General features: G+C 74.0%; 22 protein-coding genes. 11 read left to right on the top strand and 11 right to left on the bottom strand.

The window, feature by feature from the left end; genetic code table 11:
• Nucleotides 1–54: 54 nt before the first annotated feature.
• Both ACIPSC_RS19945 and ACIPSC_RS19940 read right to left on the bottom strand, forming a co-directional pair.
• A complete protein-coding gene (locus tag ACIPSC_RS19945) occupies nucleotides 55–177 on the bottom strand; it encodes an SGM_5486 family transporter-associated protein (RefSeq protein ID WP_255752595.1) in 123 nt (40 codons plus the stop codon).
• A gap of 90 nt (nucleotides 178–267) precedes the next feature.
• Nucleotides 268–1,554, bottom strand: coding sequence for a CynX/NimT family MFS transporter (locus ACIPSC_RS19940; protein ID WP_400827158.1), 1,287 nt, complete (start codon nucleotides 1,552–1,554; stop codon nucleotides 268–270).
• A gap of 162 nt (nucleotides 1,555–1,716) precedes the next feature.
• Between ACIPSC_RS19940 and ACIPSC_RS19935 the strand changes: the two genes are divergently transcribed.
• From ACIPSC_RS19935 to ACIPSC_RS19925, 3 genes are all read left to right on the top strand, one after another.
• Complete coding sequence (locus tag ACIPSC_RS19935) at nucleotides 1,717–2,394, top strand: FadR/GntR family transcriptional regulator (protein ID WP_400827157.1); 678 nt, start codon at nucleotides 1,717–1,719, stop codon at nucleotides 2,392–2,394.
• A gap of 233 nt (nucleotides 2,395–2,627) precedes the next feature.
• Nucleotides 2,628–2,954: a WXG100 family type VII secretion target gene (locus ACIPSC_RS19930; protein ID WP_400827156.1), complete on the top strand. Its 327-nt coding sequence runs from the start codon at nucleotides 2,628–2,630 to the stop codon at nucleotides 2,952–2,954.
• A gap of 2 nt (nucleotides 2,955–2,956) precedes the next feature.
• On the top strand, nucleotides 2,957–5,119 hold the full coding sequence (locus ACIPSC_RS19925; RefSeq protein ID WP_400827155.1) for a hypothetical protein: 2,163 nt from the start codon (nucleotides 2,957–2,959) through the stop codon (nucleotides 5,117–5,119).
• 97 nt (nucleotides 5,120–5,216) lie between these two features.
• Here the strand turns inward: ACIPSC_RS19925 and fabI are convergent, their stop codons facing one another.
• Together fabI and fabG are read right to left on the bottom strand one after the other, a co-directional pair.
• Nucleotides 5,217–5,984, bottom strand: a complete 768-nt coding sequence (gene fabI, locus ACIPSC_RS19920) for an enoyl-ACP reductase FabI (protein WP_400827154.1) — start codon at nucleotides 5,982–5,984, stop codon at nucleotides 5,217–5,219.
• A gap of 2 nt (nucleotides 5,985–5,986) precedes the next feature.
• On the bottom strand, nucleotides 5,987–6,706 hold the full coding sequence (fabG, locus tag ACIPSC_RS19915; protein WP_395293861.1) for a 3-oxoacyl-[acyl-carrier-protein] reductase: 720 nt from the start codon (nucleotides 6,704–6,706) through the stop codon (nucleotides 5,987–5,989).
• A gap of 394 nt (nucleotides 6,707–7,100) precedes the next feature.
• Between fabG and ACIPSC_RS19910 the strand changes: the two genes are divergently transcribed.
• The 6 genes from ACIPSC_RS19910 (at nucleotide 7,101) to ACIPSC_RS19885 (ending at nucleotide 12,971) form a co-directional block, all read left to right on the top strand.
• The gene (locus tag ACIPSC_RS19910; protein WP_400827153.1) at nucleotides 7,101–8,246 is read left to right on the top strand and encodes an MBL fold metallo-hydrolase; all 1,146 of its coding nucleotides are present in this window, start codon (nucleotides 7,101–7,103) and stop codon (nucleotides 8,244–8,246) included.
• Nucleotides 8,247–8,408: 162 nt separating this feature from the next.
• Nucleotides 8,409–10,001, top strand: a complete 1,593-nt coding sequence (locus tag ACIPSC_RS19905; RefSeq protein ID WP_400827190.1) for a TldD/PmbA family protein — start codon at nucleotides 8,409–8,411, stop codon at nucleotides 9,999–10,001.
• Nucleotides 10,001–11,398 carry a metallopeptidase TldD-related protein gene (locus ACIPSC_RS19900; RefSeq protein WP_400827152.1) on the top strand — a complete coding sequence of 466 codons (1,398 nt, stop codon included), beginning with the start codon at nucleotides 10,001–10,003 and terminating at the stop codon, nucleotides 11,396–11,398. Before ACIPSC_RS19905 ends, ACIPSC_RS19900 begins: the two co-directional genes overlap by 1 nt.
• Nucleotides 11,399–11,438: 40 nt before the next feature.
• Nucleotides 11,439–11,987: an RNA 2'-phosphotransferase gene (locus ACIPSC_RS19895; RefSeq protein WP_400827151.1), complete on the top strand. Its 549-nt coding sequence runs from the start codon at nucleotides 11,439–11,441 to the stop codon at nucleotides 11,985–11,987.
• A gap of 99 nt (nucleotides 11,988–12,086) precedes the next feature.
• Nucleotides 12,087–12,470 carry a DUF3099 domain-containing protein gene (locus ACIPSC_RS19890; RefSeq protein WP_400827150.1) on the top strand — a complete coding sequence of 128 codons (384 nt, stop codon included), beginning with the start codon at nucleotides 12,087–12,089 and terminating at the stop codon, nucleotides 12,468–12,470.
• Nucleotides 12,471–12,740: 270 nt separating this feature from the next.
• A complete protein-coding gene (locus ACIPSC_RS19885) occupies nucleotides 12,741–12,971 on the top strand; it encodes a hypothetical protein (protein ID WP_400827149.1) in 231 nt (76 codons plus the stop codon).
• A gap of 177 nt (nucleotides 12,972–13,148) precedes the next feature.
• On the opposite strand, the gene moaA is transcribed toward ACIPSC_RS19885, so the two are convergent.
• The 4 genes from moaA to ACIPSC_RS19865 form a co-directional block, all read right to left on the bottom strand.
• Nucleotides 13,149–14,138 carry a GTP 3',8-cyclase MoaA gene (moaA, locus tag ACIPSC_RS19880; protein ID WP_400827148.1) on the bottom strand — a complete coding sequence of 330 codons (990 nt, stop codon included), beginning with the start codon at nucleotides 14,136–14,138 and terminating at the stop codon, nucleotides 13,149–13,151.
• Between the two features lie 90 nt (nucleotides 14,139–14,228).
• A complete protein-coding gene (locus ACIPSC_RS19875) occupies nucleotides 14,229–15,884 on the bottom strand; it encodes a cation acetate symporter (RefSeq protein WP_400827147.1) in 1,656 nt (551 codons plus the stop codon).
• Nucleotides 15,881–16,237: a DUF485 domain-containing protein gene (locus ACIPSC_RS19870; protein WP_400827146.1), complete on the bottom strand. Its 357-nt coding sequence runs from the start codon at nucleotides 16,235–16,237 to the stop codon at nucleotides 15,881–15,883. Before ACIPSC_RS19870 ends, ACIPSC_RS19875 begins: the two co-directional genes overlap by 4 nt.
• Nucleotides 16,238–16,475: 238 nt before the next feature.
• Nucleotides 16,476–17,519 (bottom strand): zinc-dependent alcohol dehydrogenase family protein, encoded by a 1,044-nt coding sequence (locus tag ACIPSC_RS19865; RefSeq protein ID WP_400827145.1) that lies wholly within the window; start codon nucleotides 17,517–17,519, stop codon nucleotides 16,476–16,478.
• A gap of 157 nt (nucleotides 17,520–17,676) precedes the next feature.
• On the opposite strand from ACIPSC_RS19865, the gene ACIPSC_RS19860 reads away from it, so the two are divergent.
• The gene (locus tag ACIPSC_RS19860; protein ID WP_400827144.1) at nucleotides 17,677–18,672 is read left to right on the top strand and encodes a DEDDh family exonuclease; all 996 of its coding nucleotides are present in this window, start codon (nucleotides 17,677–17,679) and stop codon (nucleotides 18,670–18,672) included.
• A gap of 31 nt (nucleotides 18,673–18,703) precedes the next feature.
• Nucleotides 18,704–19,504 (top strand): SURF1 family protein, encoded by an 801-nt coding sequence (locus ACIPSC_RS19855; protein WP_400827143.1) that lies wholly within the window; start codon nucleotides 18,704–18,706, stop codon nucleotides 19,502–19,504.
• A gap of 50 nt (nucleotides 19,505–19,554) precedes the next feature.
• Here ACIPSC_RS19855 and trxA read toward each other — a convergent pair whose 3' ends face one another.
• The 3 genes from trxA to ACIPSC_RS19840 form a co-directional block, all read right to left on the bottom strand.
• Nucleotides 19,555–19,884, bottom strand: a complete 330-nt coding sequence (trxA, locus tag ACIPSC_RS19850; RefSeq protein ID WP_400827141.1) for a thioredoxin — start codon at nucleotides 19,882–19,884, stop codon at nucleotides 19,555–19,557.
• A gap of 3 nt (nucleotides 19,885–19,887) precedes the next feature.
• Nucleotides 19,888–20,313 carry a MerR family transcriptional regulator gene (locus ACIPSC_RS19845; RefSeq protein WP_400827140.1) on the bottom strand — a complete coding sequence of 142 codons (426 nt, stop codon included), beginning with the start codon at nucleotides 20,311–20,313 and terminating at the stop codon, nucleotides 19,888–19,890.
• A gap of 217 nt (nucleotides 20,314–20,530) precedes the next feature.
• Nucleotides 20,531–21,106: a hypothetical protein gene (locus ACIPSC_RS19840; protein ID WP_400827139.1), complete on the bottom strand. Its 576-nt coding sequence runs from the start codon at nucleotides 21,104–21,106 to the stop codon at nucleotides 20,531–20,533.
• Nucleotides 21,107–21,172 lie beyond the last annotated feature (66 nt).

Raw genomic sequence — 21,172 nt, 5'->3', positions numbered from 1 at the left:
GTGGACCGCCGCCGGTCACCGCGGGTGCCGCGGGCCCGGGCCCTCGTGCTCCGGTCAGCCCAGGTTCTTGGCCACGATGGCGACGATGACGAGCGCCAGCACGATGCCGCCGATCGTCGCGGCGAGCCGGCCCAGCTTCTTGTGGCCGTCGGTGGGGTTCGGTTCGAGTACGGGCATGACCGGATTCTCCCATCCCGGACGCGACCGCCCGCCACCGCCCCCGGCCCGGCCGGACCCCGCAGGGGCGGGATCCGGCCTCCTCCGGCGTCAGGACCGGACGCCGGCGGCGACCGGGCGCACCGCCTCGTCCTCGATGTGCCGGGCCATCGCCGCCCGCAGGCCGAACAGCATCTGCGGCACCAGCAGCAGGGCCAGGAAGCCCAGCGGCAGGTACCAGGTGCCGGTGGCCTGGTAGAGCCGGCCGATCAGGATCGGGCCGGGGATGGAGATCAGGTAGCCGACGCCCTGCGCGAAGGCGGAGAGCTGCGCCACGCCGCCGGCGGTGCGGGCGCGCAGGCCGATCATGGTGAGCACCAGCGGGAAGGCGCAGTTGGACAGGCCCACCAGGGTCGCCCAGAGCCAGGGCGCGGCGGACGGGGCCAGCGCCAGCCCGGCGTACCCGACGATGCCGCAGGAGGCGAGCACCACCACGAAGAGCCGCTGGTCGCCGCGGCGGGCGGCGAGGTTGGGCAGCACGAAGGAGACCGGGACGCCGATCACCATGGTCAGCGCCAGCAGCACGCCGGAGGCGCCCTCCGAGACACCGGCGTCCTGGAAGATCTTCGGCAGCCAGCCCATCACGACGTAGGCGCCGGTCGCCTGGAGGCCGAAGAAGCAGGCCATCGCCCAGGCGGTGCGGCTGCGGGTGATCGGCAGCCGGTCCGCCGCCGCCCCGCCGGAGCGCTCGCCGCGCTCGCGCCGGGCCACCATGACGGGCACCCAGAGCAGCAGGGCGAGCGCGCCCAGCCCGGCCCAGACGCCCAGGCCCACCCGCCAGTCGCCGCCGAGCGCGCCGGTCAGCGGCACGGTGACGGCCGCGGCGAGCGAGGTGCCGGCCGACAGCGACATCGAGTACAGGCCGATCATCGGACCGACCTTCTCCGGGAAGTACCGCTTGATCACCACCGGGATCAGCACGTTGGAGACCGCCACGCCGGCCAGCGCCAGCGCCGTGAGCAGCAGGAAGACCGCCGTACCGCCGGCGAACGAGCGGGCCAGCACGCCCGCGGTGATCGCGGCCATGCCGGCGGTGATCACCGCGATCGGGCCGATCCGCCGTGCCATGCCGGGGGCCGCGAAGCCGAAGAGCGCGAAGCAGAGCGAGGGCACGGCGGTGAGCAGCCCGGCCAGCGTCGGGTTCATCCCGAGGTCGGTGCGGACCTGGTCGAGCAGCGGCCCGAGGCTGGTGACGACGGGCCGGAGGTTGAAGGCGGCGACGGCGATCGCGACGGCGAACAGCCAGCCGAGGTGGCTGCTGCGGGCGGAGGCGGGCCGCTCGGTCTGCGGTCGGGCCCCCGTTCGGGGAGAGGTGGTGGTGTCTGCTGCGGGTGGCATGCGAGCCATCATAGAATGATGGGATGAATTAGCGCACCCTGGACTTGGCATGATGTGCCGACCCGTCCGTGGCCGACCACCCCGGCCAGTCCACCCGCCCGGCGGCCCACCCCTGTGGGCCCGCAGGCACTGCCGACCCCCCGAAGCCGCAAGGAGTCCCCCGTGGCGCTGTCCTCTCCGAGGCGCACCCCGCTGTCCGACCAGGTGATCGCGCAGCTGCGCGCCCAGATCACCTCGGGCGAGTGGCCCGTCGGCTCGCGCATCCCGACCGAGGCCGCCCTGGTCGAGCAGCTCGGCGTCGCCCGCAACACCGTCCGCGAGGCCGTCCGCGCCCTCGCCCACAACGGCCTGCTGGACATCCGGCAGGGTTCCGGCACCTACGTCCTCGCCACCAGCGAGCTGGCCGGGGTCATGCACCGCCGCTTCGCCGACGCCGACCAGTCGCAGGTGGCCGAGCTGCGGGTCGCGCTGGAGACCTCGGCCGCCGGCCTGGCCGCCACCCGGCGCACCGACCGCGACCTCGTCCTCCTGGAGGCCGCCCTGGCCCGTCGCGAGGACGCCTGGCGCTCCGGCGACGCCGAGGACTTCGTCCAGGCCGACGCCGCCTTCCACCAGGCCGTGGTCTCCGCCGCCCACAACGACGTCCTCGCCGCCGTCTACGCCGACCTGGGCGAGGTCACCCGGGCCCACCTGCGCCACGACGTCGGCCCCGAGCTGATCGCCGAGCGCTACCTCGGCCACGACACGATCCTGGACGCCATCCGGGCCGGCGACGCCGCCCGGGCCTCGCTGGAGGCGGGGCGCGCGATCGGCGCCTGCGCCACCGACACCGAGGCCTGACGCCCGCCCGCGCCGTGGGCCGCCCCTCCCCGGCGGCCCGTTCGGCATGCCCGGGGGGCTCCCGAGGGGGGGCGGATTCCGGCCCGGAATCCACGGCGGATTCGCCGCGGATTCCACGGCCGACCACGAACGAGCGAACTGCGGCCGACACGCGGGCCGACGGCGGCTGACGTCCCGTAGGATCCGGCATCGGTCAAGCATCTGCCAAGCGTGCGCAAAGCGGGGAGATTCCGATGGCTGTTCCGGACGCCCCGCCCGGCGGAGTGTCGACCAGGGTCTCCACCGCCGCGCTCGACCGGGCCGCCGTCTCGCTCGGCGCCATCGCCGACGACAGCACGGCCGCCGGCCGGGCCGCCGACGACTCCACCGGGAGCGCGGCGTCGAAGCTGGGCGGGTGGGACACCGCGGAGGCCCTGCGCGGCGCGCTGCGGGAGTGGCACGAGCAGGTGGCCCAGCTCAACGGCCGGCTCAACCAGGAGGCCGGGATGATGCGGCAGACCCACACCAACTACCTGAGCGTCGAGCACGGCATCGCCGCGTCGTTCCCCGGGGGTGCGTGAGCGTGCCGGGCTTCGAGGACGTCCTGAAGGCCGACCTCTCCGGCCTGGCCCGGGCCGCCGCCGACTGGACCGCGATGGCCGCGGCGTACGAGGCCGTCCAACACCGGCTGGAACGGGAGGTGCTCCCGGTCACCGGGGGCAGCCTCTGGGTCGGCCCCACCGCGGCCGCCGCCGACCTGCACCTGCGGCCCACCCGGCAGCAGACCGTCGACGCGCAGACCGAGGCCAGGGCCGTCGCCTCGATCATCGCGGACGCGCACGGCGACTTCGCGGCCGCGCAGGAGCGGCTGCGGCGGACCGTCCGGGCCGCGGAGGCCGACGGCATGCGGGTGACCGGCGGCGGCGCCGTGGTGTTCGACCTCGGCGGCCTCGACCCGGCGCTCCGGGCCGACTACCGCCACGACGCCGACCAGCAGCGCGAGCGCGCCGCGGCGGCCGGCCGGTGGGCCCGGCAGATCGCGGTCTGCCTGGAGGAGGCCACCGCCGCCGACCGGCGCGCCGCGCTCCGGCTCCGCCGGGCCGCGAAGGTCGGCGACCCGGTGAACACCTTCAACGGCCGCGCGGTCGGCGGCGGCGACGCGGCCGACGCCGCGCGGGCGGCCGAGCTCGCCCGGCGGCTCGCCGACGGCGGCCGGCTCGGCCGGGAGGAGCTGGCCGAGCTCGCCGACCTCATGAAGGCCGACTCCGGCAGCCCGGAGTTCGGCCGGCCCCTGCTCACCGCGCTCGGCCCCACCGGCCTGCTGCGGCTCGCCGACGAACTGGACCTGCGGATCAACGCCCGCGGCGGGAAGCTCACCGCCGAGTACGAGGCGCTGCGGACGAGCCTCGCCGACACCGTCGCCGGCGCCACCCGCGACCCGGCCGGCGGGTTCTACCGGGACTTCCGTGCGGGCCTGCGGGAGGCCGGCGTCCGGAGCGTGAACGGGCACCGGCCCGGCGGCGGCGCGGAGCCCGTCTCCGGCTTCCAGGCCCTCGCCACCCTGCTCAGGCACGGCGGCGCGGGCTACGGCAAGGACTTCCTGAACGACCTCGGCACCGACCTCCTCGACGCCGAGCGCAGCGGCCGCAGCCGCCCGGCGCACCAGTTCAACGGCCCGCGCCCGGACCTGGTGCACGACCCCCTCGACGGCGTGCTCGGCCTGATGGGCCGCAACCCGCAGGCCGCCGTCCTGTTCCTGGACCCGCAGTCCCCCGGCGCCGGGGACCGCCTGGCCTACCTGCTGCGCGGCCGCAGCTGGCCGTCGCTGTCCGCCACCACCCTGTACGGGCCGCCGGTCGCCGATCCGCACACCCACCGGGCCGGCCTCGCCGCCGCCCTGGAGGCGGCGGCCACCGGCGCCGTGGCGGGCGGGACCGCCCGCCACGGCGGCCCGCACACCCCGGCGCAGGCCCGCGTCCTCCAGGGCACGATCGACGCTCTGGACGCGGACGGCCGGGGCGCCGAGGTCCACCAGGACCTCCGGGGGCCGCTGGCCGGCGCACTCGCCGACTACGCGCAGGACACCCACCGGATCCTGAGCGGGCACGTCGGCACCGCCGCGCACGCCGGGGCCTGGGAGGAGGGCGGCGCCGGCCGGCTCGGCGGCAGCAGCGACCACCTGGTGCGGGTCCTGCGCGGCGTCGCCGAGGAGCCCGAGGCCTACGCGGCGCTCTACCGCGCCGAGCGCGCCGAGGCGGCGCGGACCGTCGCCGCACTGCCGTCCGACCCGGGGGCGGACGACGCCGACCGCACCCTGCCCGGCCAGCGCGTCGGCACCGCGCTCGGCGCCTACGACGCCGTGCGCGCCTCCGTCCTGCTGGACGGGAAGGAGGACCGGATGGCGTGGGCGGACCGGACCGGCGCCCTGGTCTCCACCCTCGGCGCCACCGCGGCCGGGTTCGTCCCCGAGGGCGGCGAGCTCGCGGGCGCCCTCGCCGAGCACGGCGCCGGCGCCTGGGCCGAGCACGTCAAGGAGGAGGCGCAGCACCGGGGCAACCTGGACACCTCCGACAACCACACGGCCGGCCTGACCCAGAGCCGGCAGATGGTGCTGGAGTGGGGCCGGGTGCACGGGTACGGCGCGGACGCCCCGGTGGTCGACCGGATCTCCGCCGCCATGGACACCGGGCACGGCACCGGCTACCACGACGCGGCCGTCGCCCTGGGCCGCAACGGCCAGAAGTGAGCCCGGGCCCCTGCCCGTGACACCGGCTGGCCCGCAAACGCGCGGTGCCCGGCACCCCGCGAGGGGTACCGGGCACCGCGGGAGCGGAACCGGGCCGTCAGGCGCCGATGGCGTGCAGGCCGCCGTCCACGTGGACGATCTCACCGGTGGTCTTCGGGAACCAGTCCGACAGCAGGGCGACGACGCCGCGGCCGGCCGGCTCCGGGTCGCTCAGGTCCCACTTCAGCGGGGAGCGCGCGTCCCAGGTGGCGGCCAGGTCGGGGAAGCCCGGGATGGACTTGGCGGCCATCGAGCCGATCGGGCCGGCCGAGATCAGGTTGCAGCGGATGTTCCGCTCGCCCAGGTAGCGGGCCAGGTAGCGGTTGGTGGACTCCAGCGCGGCCTTGGCCGGGCCCATCCAGTCGTACTGCGGCCAGGCGTACTGCGCGTCGAAGGTCAGGCCGACGACCGAGCCGCCGTCCTGCATCAGCGGCAGCAGCGCCATGGTGAGCGACTTCAGCGAGAACGCCGAGACGTTCATCGCGGTGGCCACGGACTCCCACGGGGTGTCCAGGAAGTTGCCGCCGAGGGCGTCCTGCGGGGCGAAGCCGATCGAGTGGACGATGCCGTCCAGGCTCGGCAGGTGCTCGCGGACCTGGTCGGCGATGCCGGCCAGCTGCTCCTCGCTGGAGACGTCCAGCTCCAGCACCTTGACCGGCTTCGGCAGCTTCTTGGCGATCCGCTCGGTCAGCGTCGGGCGCGGGAAGGCGGTGAGGATGACCTCGGCGCCCTGCTCCTGGGCGAGCTTCGCGGTGTGGAAGGCGATGGAGGACTCCATCAGCACTCCGGTGATCAGGATCCGCTTGCCCTCAAGGATTCCACTCATGTTCAGTGACCCATGCCCAATCCGCCGTCGACGGGAATGACGGCTCCGGTGATGTACGCGGCCTCGTCCGAACCGAGGAACCGCACGGTGTTGGCGACCTCGGCGGGCGCCGCGTAGCGGCCCAGCGGCACGCCCGCGACGATCTCCGCACGGCGCTCGTCGCTGAGCACTGCGGTCATGTCGGTGTCGACGAAGCCGGGGGCGACCACGTTGACGGTGATGTTGCGCGGGCCGAGCTCGCGCGCCAGCGAGCGCGCGAAGCCGACCAGGCCGGCCTTGGAGGCGGCGTAGTTCGCCTGGCCCGGGGAGCCGGAGAGGCCGACCACCGAGGAGATCAGCACGACCCGGCCCTTGCGGGCGCGCATCATCAGCTTGGACGCGCGCTTGACCACCCGGAACGCGCCGGTGAGGTTGGTGTCCACGACGGAGGTGAAGTCGTCCTCCGACATGCGCAGCAGCAGCGTGTCGTTGGTGATGCCGGCGTTGGCGACCAGCACCTCGACGCCGCCGTGCTTGGCCTCGATCTCGGTGAACGCGGCGTCGACCTGGGCGCTGTCGGTGATGTCGCAGCGCACCGCGAGCACGTCGTACTTGGCCAGCTCCTCGGGCACCTCGCCCGAGCGGCTGGTGATGGCGACCTTGTCGCCCGCCTCGGCGAAGGCCAGGGCGATCGCGAGGCCGATGCCCCGGTTTCCTCCGGTGACGAGAACCGAGCGGCTCAACGATCCACCTCTCTCCGTGAGTGTGCGTACGGCGGAATGCGCACGCAGTGTGACGCTATCGGTCGGTACCGGCCTCGGACGCATCGGGCTCCCACAGCGCCTCACCGGCGGAACTGTCGCAATCCGACAATCCGCGACGGCGCCGGTCCGTCGCCGTCCGCGCCCTCCGCGGCGGGCTCCGCCCGGGGCGGGCGGGCCGTCCGGGCCCCGGCGACGGAGCCCGCCGGGCCCGGTCGCCCAGGTGTCGCGGGAACACCCGGAGGGACGCACCCGTTGCCCCCGGTGGTGCGGCACCACCGGGGTCGGCCGTACCGCCTCCCCTGGACCGGCCCCGGCGCACGCGCGGCCCCGTGGCCCGCGGCGAGCACGGCAGACGAGCGAAGGCAGACCGCGGATGAACGACGCACGGCCCGGAACCACCCACCGGCGCGGACGACTGCTGGCCCTGGCCGCCCTGGTGGCCGGCGCGGGGGCGGCCGCCTGGTCGCTGCGCGACCTGCCGGCGGCGTTCGGACGCCGGCCGGACGGCGAGCAGGACGAGCGGGTGCGCAACTCGCCGCAGTACCGGGACGGCGTCTTCCACAACGCGCCCTCCACCGTCGCCGGGACCGAGGCCGCCCCCGGCGTCGACCGGGACGGCATGCGCCGGATGCTGTTCCAGCGCGAGGGCCGGGTGCCCACCCGCCCGGTGCCGACCGTCCGCCCGGCCGGCGGGCCGCAGCCGGCCGCCGAGGGCGTCGAGGTCACCTGGTACGGGCACGCGTCCGCGCTGGTCGAGGTCGAGGGCGCCCGGGTGCTGCTCGACCCGGTCTGGAGCGACCGCTGCTCCCCCGCCGCGCACGTCGGCCCGAAGCGGCTGCACCCGGTGCCGGTGGAGCTGGAGGAGCTGCCGCAGGTCGACGCGGTGCTGATCTCGCACGACCACTACGACCACCTGGACATGGCGACGGTCAAGCGGCTGGTCCGCAGCCAGTCCGCGCCGTTCGCCGTCCCGCTCGGCATCGGCTCCCACCTGCGCCGCTGGGGCGTCCCGGAGCACCGGATCATCGAGCTGGACTGGAACGAGACCTGCACCCTCGGCGAGCTGGCGGTCACCCTGACCGCCGCCCACCACTTCTCCGGCCGCGGCCTGACCCGCAACACCACCCTCTGGGGCTCCTGGGTGATCGCCGGACCGACCCGCCGGGTCTTCTACACCGGGGACTCCGGCTACTTCGAGGGCTACGCCAGGATCGGCGCCGAGCACGGCCCGTTCGACGCCGCGCTGGTCCAGATCGGCGCCTACGACACGGCCTGGGCCGACATCCACATGACGCCGGAGGACGCCGTCCGCGCCCACCGCGAGCTCGGCGCCGGCCTGCTGGTCCCGGTCCACTGGTGCACCTTCAACCTGGCCCCGCACCCGTGGTCCGAGCCGATCGAGCGACTGCTCGTGGAGGCCAAGCAGCAGGCCGTCCCGGTCGCCGTGCCGCGCCCCGGCGAGCGGGTCGACGTCGACAGCCCGCCGGAGCTGGACGGCTGGTGGGAGGGCGTCGTCTGACGCCGCGCCGGCCGGCGCCGCACCGCCGCGGGAAAGCCCGGCGGGGCGCGCGGAAATGCGCTGGCCCAAACCCCCTGGACCGGACATGATGCGGTGCGGGCACCCCTGTGCAGGGGCCGCCCGCACCGCCATCCCGCCGATCAGGGAGCCCGATTGCCCGCGATGCCCCCGACGAGCAGCCCCGGCGTCCCGCACGGACGCGCCGTCGACCCGCTGTTCCTCGCCTACCCGCTGCACGCCCTGGCCGACGCCGCCCTCACCCGGGCTCGCGAACTCGGCGCCGCGCACGCCGACTTCCGGCTGGAGCGGGTCCGCAGCGCCTCCTGGCGGCTGCGCGACGCCCGGCCGGCCGGGACCTCCGACAGCGTCCAGCTCGGCTTCGCCGTCCGGGTGCTGCTGGACGGCGCCTGGGGCTTCGCGGCCGGGGTGGACCTCACCACGGCCGCGGCGGCCCGGGTGGCGGAGCAGGCCGTCGCCGTGGCCCGCCTCTCCGGCGGGATCAGCCGCGCGGCCGGCTCGGCGGAGCGGGTCGAGCTGGCGGCCGAGCCGGTCCACCGGGACGTCACCTGGGTCTCCGCGTACGAGGTGAACCCCTTCGAGGTGCCGGACGCGGAGAAGACGGCGCTGCTCGCCGACTGGAGCTCCCGGCTGCTGGCCGCCGAGGGCGTCTCGCACGTCCAGGCCACGCTGCTGACGGTGCAGGAGAACAAGTTCTACGCCGACACCGCCGGCACCGTCACCACCCAGCAGCGGATCCGGCTGCACCCGGAGCTGGAGGCCACCTCGGTGGACGAGCGGACCGGGGCCTTCGACTCGATGCGCACCCTGGCCCCGCCGGTCGGGCGCGGCTGGGAGTACCTCGCGGGCACCCGGGGGGCGTCCCCCGACGGGCCGGGGCAGCAGGGCGGCAGCTGGGACTGGGACGCCGAACTGACCGAACTGCCCGTCCTGCTGGCCGAGAAGATGAAGGCGCCGAGCGTCGAGGCCGGGCGCTACGACCTGGTGATCGACCCGTCCAACCTCTGGCTGACCATCCACGAGTCGATCGGCCACGCGACCGAGCTGGACCGCGCGCTCGGCTACGAGGCCGCCTACGCCGGCACCTCCTTCGCCACCTTCGACAAGCTCGGCTCGCTGAAGTACGGCTCCGAGCTGATGCACGTCACCGGCGACCGCACCGCCGAGCACGGGCTCGCCACCGTCGGCTACGACGACGAGGGCGTCGCCACCCAGTCCTGGGACCTCGTCAAGGACGGTGTGCTGGTCGGCTACCAGCTGGACCGCGCGATGGCCCGGCTCAAGGGCTTCGAGCGCTCCAACGGCTGTGCCTTCGCCGACTCCCCCGCGCACGTCCCGGTCCAGCGGATGGCCAACGTCTCGCTCCGGCCGGCCGCCGGCGGCCCGTCCACCGAGGGCCTGTTCGCGGGCGTGGAGAACGGCCTCTACATCGTCGGCGACCGCTCCTGGTCGATCGACATGCAGCGGTACAACTTCCAGTTCACCGGCCAGCGCGCGTACGCCATCAAGAACGGCGAACTCGCCGGCCAGGTCAAGGACTTCGCCTACCAGGCCACCACCACCGACTTCTGGGGCTCGATGGCGGCCGTCGGCGGCCCGCAGACCTACGTCCTCGGCGGGGCCTTCAACTGCGGCAAGGCGCAGCCCGGCCAGGTCGCGGCGGTCAGCCACGGCTGCCCCTCGGCGCTGTTCCGCAACGTCAACGTGCTCAACACCCAGCAGGAGGCGGGTCACTGATGGCCGCGACGCAGCCCCACGAACTCGTCGAACTGGCGCTCGGCCTCTCCCGCGCCGACGGCTGTGTGGTGATCGCCGACGAGGAGTCCACCGCCAACCTCCGCTGGGCCGGCAATGCGCTGACCACCAACGGCGTCACCCGGGGCCGCCGGCTCACCGTGATCGCCACGGTGGCCGGCGCCGAGGGCACCGCCTCCGGGGTGGTCTCCCGCGAGGCCGTCGTCCCGGACGAGGTGGAGGGCCTGGTCCGGGCCGCCGAGGAGGCCGCCCGGGCCGCCGGACCGGCCGAGGACGCCCAGCCGCTGATCGCCGACCGGCCGTCCTCGCCGGACTTCACCGCCCCGCCCGCCGAGACCTCGATCGAGGTGTTCGCGGCCTTCGCCCCCGCCCTCGGCGAGGCCTTCGCCCGCGCCGCCGCGCAGGGCGAGCTGCTCTACGGCTTCGCCCGGCACGAGCTGGTCTCCAGCTACCTGGGCACGTCCACCGGCCTGCGGCTGCGCCACGACCAGCCCACCGGCATGGTCGAGGTGAACGCCAAGACCGCCGACCTCTCCGGCTCGGCCTGGGCCGGCGCCGCCACCCGCGACTTCACCGACGTGGACATCGCCGACCTGCACGCCCAGCTCACCCGGCGGCTCGCCTGGGGCGCCCGCAAGGTCGAGCTGCCGGCCGGCCGGTACGAGACGCTGCTGCCGCCCTCCGCGGTGGCCGACCTGATGGTCTACCTGAGCTGGTCCGCGGGCGGCCGCGACGCCTTCGAGGGCCGGACGGTGTTCTCCAAGCCCGGCGGCGGCACCCGGATCGGCGACAAGCTCAGCAAGCTGCCGCTGACCCTGCGCTCCGACCCGGCCGAGCCGGGCCTGGAGACCTCGCCGTTCGTGCTGGTGCACTCCACCGGCGGGGACGCCTCGGTGTTCGACAACGGCGCCGGGCTGAACGCGACCGACTGGATCCGCGACGGCGAGCTGGCCGGCCTGGTCACCAACCGGTTCTCCGCCGGGCTGACCGGCCTGCCGGTGCGCCCGGCCATCGACAGCCTCGTCCTGGAGACGGCCGACCAGACGGCCGCGCCGACCCTGGAGGAGATGATCGCCCGCACCGAGCGCGGCCTGCTGCTCACCTGTCTCTGGTACATCCGCGAGGTGGACCCGGCGACGCTGCTGCTGACCGGCCTCACCCGGGACGGCGTGTACCTGGTGGAGAACGGCGAGGTGGTCGGCGCGGTCAACAACTTCCGGTTCAACGAGTCGCCGGTCGAGCTGCTCGGCCGGATCACCGAGGTGGGCCGCACCGAGCGCTGCCTGCCGCGCGAGTGGAGCGACTGGTTCACCCGGACGGCGATGCCGCCGGTGCGGGTGCCCGACTTCAACATGAGTTCGGTCAGCCAGGCCTCGTAGGAGGTCGCGGCGGGCCCGGCCCGGGAGAAGGATCGAGAGAGTGGACGAGAAGCGCACGGTCAGGACCAGCAAGATGCTGTCGCGCATCCTGCGGCACGATCCGGGCCGGGCCGGGATCACCCTGGACGCGGCCGGCTGGGTCCGGGTGGACGTGCTGCTGGCCGGTCTGGCGGCCCGCGGCACCAGGCTGACCCGGGCCGAGCTGGACCACGTGGTCGAGACCAACAACAAGCGCCGCTTCGCCTACTCCGAGGACGGCCTCTCGATCCGGGCCAGCCAGGGCCACACGGTGGCGGTCGACCTCGGTCTGGCCGCCACCGAGCCGCCGGCGGTGCTGTTCCACGGCACCGCCACCCGCAACCTGGGCCCGATCTTCCGGGACGGCCTGCTGCCGATGGCCCGGCAGGACGTCCACCTCTCCGCCGACACCGAGACGGCCGTGCGGGTCGGCTCGCGGCACGGCCGCCCGGTGGTGCTGACGGTGGACGCGGCCGCGATGGCGGCGGCCGGCCACGCGTTCCGGGTCAGCGCGAACGGCGTCTGGCTGACCGACGCCGTCCCACCGGAGTACCTCTCCCAGCCGCAGTAGCGCGTGTCCGTCCGACCCGGTCTCGTCGCCGGCCTCCTCGCGGCGTACCGTGAGGAGGCCGTGCGACGAGCGCGGGTGCTTGGACGAGGGCGGTTGGACATGGACAGAAGCTCCGGCGGCAAACCGGTCTACCGGATCACCGGGGCGCGCAGCAGCCTCACCGAGGACGTCCGCGGGCGGCAGCGCCGCTACGTGGCCTCGATGCTCCTGCGCACCCTGTGCGTCCTGGCGGCGGTGGTCCTGTGGGACATCCAGCGGTGGCTGGCCTTCGCCGCGCTCGCGGGCGGGGTGCTGATGCCGTACTTCGCCGTGCTGATAGCCAATGCCGGCCGGGAGAGGGCCCCGGGGCTGCCGAGCACCTTCGACATGCCCCCGGACGTCCCGCTGATGCTCGGCCCCGGCGGAACGGGTGGGGCGGGCGCGACGCACGGGGCGGCCGCGACGGAGGGTACTGCCACCGATTCTTCACAGAGCTCAAGCTGACCGCCCGGTTTGCGGCGCCTTGCGGCGAGTTGTCGAGCAGAAACCTCAGAAGAAGCTCAGATTAATCATGCAAGACCTCCCCATACCGGGGCCCGGTCGTGACATACTGCGTACGCGCTCCGCATCCCCCGTCGGAGCGACGGACCGACGCCGGGCGGCTCCCCCCGTGGCTGCCCGGCGTCGCCATGCCCTCGTCCGGGCAGGGCGCGGCCGCACGCGTGAAAGACTGGCGGTGCAGACCCACCCGCCACACGTTCGAGGACGGCTCCGATGGACACCCCGCAGACCGCGATCTGCTCCGCCAAGGGCTGCCGGGCGGACGCCCTCTGGGTGCTGGTCTGGAACAACCCGAAGCTGCACACCCCGGACCGCCGCAAGACCTGGGCGGCCTGCGACGAACACCGCGAGCACCTCTCCCAGTTCCTTGGCGTGCGCGGCTTCCTCAAGGAGGTCGTCGCCGTCGCGGACTGGACCCCCGAGGACGCGCGCGACGCGTCCTGACCGCACGCCGGGCCTAGGTCCTGTCCGGCCGATCTTGCCGGGCGCACGACGCCGGGCATCCCGGCTGGACGTACGCCCGAATCGCCCAAGTACGTCCAGTACGAGGACGATCCGGTCGCACGCCCAGCCGGGCGCCCAACGCCGCGCGCTGATCCGACAAGATCGGCCGGACAGGACCTAGCCGCCGATCGCCGACATCGGCCGGTCGGGCTGGTGGAACTCCGGCGCGTCGATCCCGGCGCCGGCCTTCTTGCCCCACATCGCCGCACGCCAGAGCTCGCCGATCTCGGCGTCGCCGGCGCCCGAGCGCAGGGCGGTCCGCAGGTCCGTCTCCCCGGTCGCGAAGAGGCAGTTGCGCACCTGGCCGTCGGCGGTCAGCCGGGTCCGGTCGCAGGCGCGGCAGAACGGGCGGGTCACCGAGGCGATGACCCCGACCCGGCCGGGGCCGCCGTCCACCAGCCAGCGCTCGGCCGGCGCCGCCCCGCGCCGGGCGGAGGGCTCGGGGGTGAGCGCGAACCGGGCCGAGAGCCGCTCCAGGATCTCCTCCGCGGTGATCATCGACGAGCGGTCCCAGCCGTGCTGGGCGTCCAGCGGCATCTGCTCGATGAACCGCAGCTCGTAGCCGCGCTCCAGGCACCAGGCGAGCAGGTCGGGCGCCTCGTGGTCGTTGATCCCGCGCATCAGCACGGCGTTCAGCTTGACCGGCAGCAGCCCGGCGGCCTCAGCGGCGGCCAGGCCGTCCAGCACGTCCTGGTGCCGGCGGCGCCGGGTGAGGGTCCGGAAGGTCTCCGGGTCGAGGGTGTCGAGCGAGACGTTCACCCGGTCCAGCCCGGCGGCCCGCAGCGCCTCGGCCGTCCGCGCGAGACCGACGGCGTTGGTGGTGAGGGAGAGTTCGGGGCGGGGTTCGAGGTCGGCGCAGGCGGCGACGATGCCGACCAGCCCCGGCCGCAACAGCGGCTCGCCGCCGGTGAACCGGACCTCCCGGACCCCGAGGTCGCGCACGGCGATCTCCACCAGCCGGACGATCTCCTCGTCGGTGAGCAGCTCCGGCTTGGCCAGCCACTGCAGGCCCTCCTCGGGCATGCAGTAGGTGCAGCGCAGATTGCACCGGTCGGTGAGGGAGACCCGCAGGTCGACGGCCTGCCGGCCGAAGGTGTCGAGGAGCACGGCAGTCCTTTCCCGAGTGTGGTGGCCGATGACGCGGCCGGCCCGGCCGCCGCAACGGCGGGCCGGGCCAGCTTAGTCATCGCGTGCCCGTCAGTGGGCGCCCAGTCCGGTCAGTGAGCGGACCTCCAGTTCAGCGTACTTCTCCCCGACGGCCGGCTCCTTGGAGAGCAGGGTTCCGATCCAGCCGGCCAGGAAGCCGACCGGGATGGAGACCAGGCCGGGGTTCTCCAGCGGGAACCAGTGGAAGTCGGAGTGCGGGAAGAGCGCGTTCTTCCCGCCGGAGACCACCGGGGAGAAGAGCACCAGCGTCACCGAGGTGATCAGGCCCGCGTAGACCGAGCTGACCGCGCCGGTGGTGGTGAAGCGCTTCCAGAACAGCGAGTAGAGCAGGGTGGGCAGGTTGGCCGAGGCCGCCACCGCGAAGGCCAGCGCGACCAGCGCCGCGGTGTTGAGCTTGCCCGCGAAGAGGCTGAGCACGATCGCGACCGCTCCGATCGCCACCGCCGCCCACTTCGCCGACAGCACCTCCTCCTTCTCCGTGGCCCGCCCGCGCCGGATGACGTTGGCATAGAGGTCGTGGGCGAAGGAGGCCGAGGAGGCCAGGGTGAGACCGGCCACCACGGCCAGGATGGTGGCGAAGGCGACCGCGGAGATCACCGCGAGCAGGATCGCGCCGCCGGTCGACCCCGCGCCGCCGCCGAGCACCTCGGCCAGCTGCGGCGCCGCCGTGTTGCCGGACGGGCTGACGTCCTTGATCGTCTTGGGGCCGACCAGTGCCGCCGCGCCGAAGCCGAGCGCCAGGGTCATCAGGTAGAAGCCGCCGATGATGCCGATCGCCCAGAGCACCGACTTCCGGGCCGCCTTGGCGGTGGGCACGGTGTAGAAGCGGACCAGGATGTGCGGCAGGCCGGCCGTGCCGAGCACCAGCGCGATCCCGAGGCTGAGGAAGTCGAGCTTGCTCGTCCCGCTGGCCCCGTACTTCAGCCCCGGCTCCAGGAACGCGGCCCCCTTGCCGCTGGCGTCGGCCGCGGCGCCGAGCAGCTCGGAGGGGTTGAAGTGGTACTTGGCCAGCACCAGGACGGTCATCAGCCCGGTGCCGGCGATCAGCAGCACCGCCTTGACGATCTGTACCCAGGTGGTGCCCTTCATCCCCCCGATCACCACGTAGATCACCATCAGCGCGCCGACCGCCACGATGGTGCCCTGCTTGGCGCTCTCCCCGCTGACGCCGAGCAGCAGCGCCACCAGCGAACCGGCGCCGACCATCTGGGCGAGCAGGTAGAAGATCGACACCACGATGGTGGAGATGCCCGCCGCGGTCCGCACCGGCCGCTGGCGCATCCGGAACGCGAGCACGTCCGCCATGGTGTAGCGGCCCGAGTTGCGCAGCGGCTCGGCGACCAGCAGCAGCGCCACCAGCCAGGCCACCAGGAAGCCGATCGAGTAGAGGAAGCCGTCGTAGCCGGAGAGCGCGATGGCCCCGGCGATGCCGAGGAACGAGGCGGCGGACATGTAGTCGCCGGAGATGGCCAGGCCGTTCTGGAAGCCGGTGAAGCCGCGGCCCCCGGCGTAGAAGTCGGAGGCGCTCTTGGTCTGCCGGCCGGCCCAGATGGTGATGGCCAGGGTGGCTCCCACGAAGAGCCCGAAGAGGGTCAGCGTGAGGACGCGGTGCTCCGAGGCGGAGGCGGCGAGGCTGGACGGAGCGAGGCCGGCGGCGGCGAGGGGGGAGTCGACGGACTGTGTCATTCGGCGGCCTCCCGGGGGGCGTGGACGACCGCGCCGCGCGCCGCGCGGATCGCGGCCGCACGCGGGTCGATCCGCCGGTCCGCGTAGCGGGCGTACCAGGCCGCGATGGCGAAGGTGGTGACGAACTGCAGCAGACCCAGCACCAGCGCGACGTTGATGTGCCCGACGACCTTGGCGCCCATCAGACCGGGCGCGTAGCTGGAGAGCAGGACGTAGAGCAGGTACCAGAGGACGAATCCGATGGTGACGGGGAAGGCGAAGCTCCGGAACGAGCTCCGCAGGGCACGGAACTCCTCGCTCTCCTCGATGAGTTGGACTTCCGTAGGGGTAGTGGTGATCGGCGGCGATTCCACTCTGTCTCCTCACTCCTTCGGCATCGTGGTCACACCAGTGGAACGATCCGACGTGAGCGGCGTCACAGTCCGGATACGCGCCGCGCAATGCTAGGAGCGTCATGCCCGACCCGAAAGGGGTTGACCGCGATCAGCCAGCCGTTCACCCCCTCGCACTATTCAATTGGCCGAAAATCACCGCACGAACCATGCCGGAGGGGCGGCACCGACCAACGGTGCCGCCCCTGGTGACGAAGCGTCAGAACGCGATCCGGACCTTCAGCGCCGAGCGGTCGTCCATCGCACGGTAGCCGTCCGGGACCTCCTCCAGACCGACCGTGCGGTCGAAGACCAGACCGGGCTCGATGACGCCGTTGAGCACGTCCGGCAGCAGCTCGGGGATGTAGGCCCGGGCCGGCGCGACGCCGCCGTTCAGCGACACGTTCCGGCCGAACATCTGACCGATGTCGACACCGGCGCTGCCGCCGTGCGGCACGCCCACGTAGCCGACCGCGCCGCCGTCGCGGGTGATCGAGACCGCCGTGCGCATCGACTCCTCGGTGCCCACCGCCTCCAGCACCGCGTGCGCGCCCTGGCCGCCGGTCAGCTCCTTGACCGCCTCGATCGCGGCCTCGCCGCGCTCGGCGACCACGTCGGTCGCCCCGAACCGGCGGGCCAGGTCGGTGCGGGCGGTGTGCCGGCCGAGCGCGATGATCCGGCCCGCGCCGAGCCGGTGGGCCGCCAGCACGCCGCACAGGCCCACCGCGCCGTCGCCGACCACCGCGACCGTCGCGCCCGGGCGCACCCGCGCGGAGACGGCGGCGTGGTGCCCGGTGGCCATCACGTCGGAGAGCGCGAGCAGGCTGGGCAGCAGCTTCTCCTCGCCCGCCGCCTCCTTGGGCAGCGCCACCAGCGTGCCGTCGGCGAACGGGACGCGGACCGCCTCGCCCTGGCCGCCGTCCGAACCGACCTGGCCCCAGAACCCGCCGTGCGGGCAGGAGGTGTGCAGTCCCTCGCGACAGAAGTCACAGGTGCCGTCCGACCAGACGAACGGCGCCACCACCAGGTCGCCCGGTGTGAAGCCGGTCACCTCGGAGCCGACCTCCTCCACCACGCCGAGGAACTCGTGCCCGATCCGCTGGCCGGCCACCCGGGCCGCCACGCCCCGGTACGCCCACAGGTCGCTGCCGCAGATGCAGGCGTTGACCACACGCACCACGGCGTCCGTCGGGTGCTGGACGACCGGGTCCGGCACGTCCTCGATCCGGATGTCGTTGGGGCCGTGGATCACGGTGGCGCGCATGGTGGTTCGTCCTTCGGGAGACGGCCGCACGGGGGTGCTGGGCGGCCGGGGGAATTCGACTGGATGTACGACGAATGCCCTGTCCACTCTATTCCGGCCCGGCCTGCGCAACCTTCCGAGCCGGACCGGCCCCGTCCGGCGCTTATTCTGTTGGACCATGCATGCGATCCAGCCCGAGACGTCCGGCGCGCCGCGGGCCGTCCCCCTCCCCGCCCAGCGCGCCGCCGCCCCCGTCGAGGGCTTCGCGGTGGTGGACGTCGAGACCACCGGACTCGGCCGCTCGGACCGCGTCATCTCGGCCGGCGTCTACCAGCTGGACGCCGAGGGCGACGTCACCGACCACTGGTACACCCTGGTCAACCCCGAGCGGGATCCGGGACCGGTCTGGATCCACGGCCTGACTCGCGGAATGCTGGCCGGCGCGCCGACCTTCCCGGAGATCGCCGACGAGTTCGCCGAGCGGCTGCGCGACCGCGTGCTGGTCGCCCACAACGCGCTCTTCGACTGGAACATGATCTCCCGCGAGTTCTCCCGGGCCGGCCTGCGCGCCCCCGTGGACCAGCGGATCTGCACCATGGTGCTCTCCCGCGACCTGCGGCTGCCGCTGCCCAACGGGAAGCTGGCCTCGCTCGCCGCCCACTTCGGCGTCCAGCAGCGCCAGGCGCACAACGCGCTCGACGACGCCCGGGTGCTCGCCGAGGCCTTCCGCCCGAGCCTGCACCTGGCCCGCTCCGGCGGCGTGCCGCTGCCGCTGCAGAACTGCGTCGCGGTCACCGACCTCGGCGAGGACGAGCCCGTCTCCGCCGCCCGCAGCTCGTGGACCGGCTCCTCCTACCGGCAGGCCAAGAAGCGCCCGCCGTGCCCGTACCCCAACCCGGGGCGCTGGGAGGACGGCAAGCCGCTGGTGCAGGGCATGCGGGTGGCGTTCACCGGCGACACCGCCACCGACCGCGAGCTGCTGGAGGACCGAGCGGTGGAGGCCGGCCTGCACATCGCCACCTCGGTGAGCCGGCTCACCAGCCTGCTGGTCACCAACGAGCCCGGCACCTGGAGCGGCAAGGCCCGCAAGGCCCGCGAGGTCGGCACCCCGGTGATCGGCGAGGACGCCTTCCTCCAGTTGCTGCGCGAGGTCGCCCCGCACCCCGGTGCGTGAGGGAGTTGTGAGGTGGGCGTACGGTGCCCATGTGTACCGTTTTCTGCTCTCCCGGCGCTGGCTGATCACCCTGCTGATCGCCCTGCTGCTGATCCCCACGACGATCAAGCTGGGGTTCTGGCAGTACCACCGCCACGAGGCACGGGTGGCCCGCAACGACCTGATCGCCCAGTCCCTCACCGCGCAGCCGGTGGCGTTCGACTCGCTGTCGACCGCACCCGGCTTCACGGTTCCCAAGGGCCTGACGTGGCGGGCCGTGACGGCCACCGGGCAGTACGACCCGGAGCACGAGTTCGTGGTCCGCAAGCGGACCGACTCCGGCGGGGACAAGATCGGCTACTTCGTCGTCACCCCGCTGCGGCTCGCGGACGGCAAGGGCACCGTCCTGGTGAACCGCGGCTGGGTGCCGTCCGGCGACTCCGCCGCCGCCTACCCTCCGGTGCCGGCCGCCCCGGCCGGCGAGGTCACCCTCACCGGCCGGCTGCGCGCCGACGAGACGTCGGCCGGCAGCGGCATCCGCGACCGGGCCGGCCTCCCCGACCGGCAGTTCAACCTGATCAGCACCCCGCAGCAGGCCAAGGAGACCGGCGCCGCCCTGCTCGGCGGTTACCTGGAGCTCACCGCCACCGCCCCGGCCCCGGCCGACCAGCCGGAGCTGCTCCCCGAGCCCAACCACTCCGACATCGGCCCGCACATGGCGTACGCGATCCAGTGGTGGCTGTTCACCGCGATGATCCCGGTCGGGGTCCTGGTGCTGGTCCGCCGCGAGGCGAAGGACCGCGCCAAGGCGGCCGCCGAGGCCGAACTCCCGCCGGTGGCCGTGCCCGCGTAGCGCCCCGGCACCTGGACGGCGCACGCCGTCCGGGCCACCGCCCGCCCGCGCTACAGGACGTCGTCCAGCTCGCGCAGCAGCCGGGCCTTCGCCCGGGCGCCGACCACGGACCGCACCGGCTCACCGCCGCGGAACACCATGAGCGTCGGCATCGACAGCACGCCGTACCTGGCCTGCGTCTCCGGATTGCGGTCGACGTCCAGGCTGACCACGGTCAGCCGGTGCGCCTCCTCCCGCGCGAGGTCCGCCAGCACCGGCACCATCTGCCGGCACGGCGGGCACCAGTCCGCGGTGAAGTCCACCAGCACCGGTCCGTCCGCGGCCAGCACCTCGCTCGCGAACGTCGCGTCCGTGACCTCCGCCACCCCTGCGATCTGCATCGTCTACCGTCCCTCCCACTCGATCGCCAACTCGCACCGCGGCGGCTCGGCGGCGGCCCCGGCGGCCAGCTCGTCGCGGGCCTGCTCGGCCCGCTCGAACTGCTCGGCCACCTGGGCGCGGACCTCCTGCAGCCGGGCGATGCACCCGTCCAGCTCGGCCAGCTTGCGCCGGTAGACCTCCAGCGAGGCCGGGCAGGAGTCGCCCGCCGGGTGACCCGCCTGCAGGCACTCCACGAACGGGCGGGTCTCCTCCAGTCCGAAGCCGAAGTCCTGCAGGGTGCGGATCTGCTCCAGCAGCCGCAGGTCGTCCTCGCCGTAGGCGCGGTAGCCGTTGCCGGCCCGCCGCGCGGGCAGCAGCCCGAGCTGCTCGTAGTACCGCAGCGCGCGGGTGGTCGTCCCCGCCCGCTGCGCCAGCTCACCGATCCGCATGACCGCACCCTGCCTTCCGGCCGCCGCCGTCCGAACGCCTTCGGGAACGACGGTAGACCTTCACGCGGACGTCAAGGCCAGCACGTCCGACGCCCGGCCCCGCCGGGTGCCGGGTGGCGGGGCCGGATGCCGGGGCCGGGCGTCGGGCGTCGGATGTCGGGGCCGAGCGTCGGATGTCGGGGCCGAGCGTCGGTGCCGGGAGTCGCGGTGCCGCGCGTCAGTGCTGGGTGTTGTAGAAGCCGATCAGGACGGCGCCCCACCAGCCGGCCTGCGAGACCGTCGCCGAGACGGCGCCGCGGGCCAGCAGCCGGGCCGGCGGGCGGATCCCCTCGTACTCCTCCAGCCGGCGGTGCAGGGTGCTCGCGTACACCCCGTTGAGCGCGATCAGCAGGACCAGCCCCAGCTTCACCTGGGTCAGCCCGGAGGAGAGCTGCGGCTCCAGCAGCACGCCGCTGAGCACCAGCCCGGTCAGCCCGCCCCAGACCGGGACGTGCAGCGGGGCGGTGAAGTCCACCACCTGACGCAGCGTGCGGCGGCCGAGCATCCAGAGCAGGCCGTAGTAGTCGATCGCCAGCACCGCGCCGAAGCCCACCACCAGGGCGGCGAGGTGCAGGAACAGGGCCACCGTGTGCAGCGCCGGGTCGGTGTGCAGGTGCGCGGCGGTCCAGGCGCTGGCCCCCCAGACCAGCAGGACGGCGGCGACGGCTCCGGCGAGCCGGAGTCTGCGCTGCGCATCCTCCGAGATGTCCGCGGCTCCCCCCTGAGCCGGGACGGTGGCGTGGTACTTGGGCATGACGGTGCTCCGCGTTCGGGGGGGTAAGGGTGGGCTAAGCAAGGGTAGGTTTCCCTAACTTTGTTC

The sequence above is a fragment of the Kitasatospora sp. NPDC090091 genome (genome assembly GCF_044747365.1).
Lineage (GTDB): Bacteria > Actinomycetota > Actinomycetes > Streptomycetales > Streptomycetaceae > Kitasatospora.
This window is presented reverse-complemented; position numbering and strand designations above follow the sequence as displayed.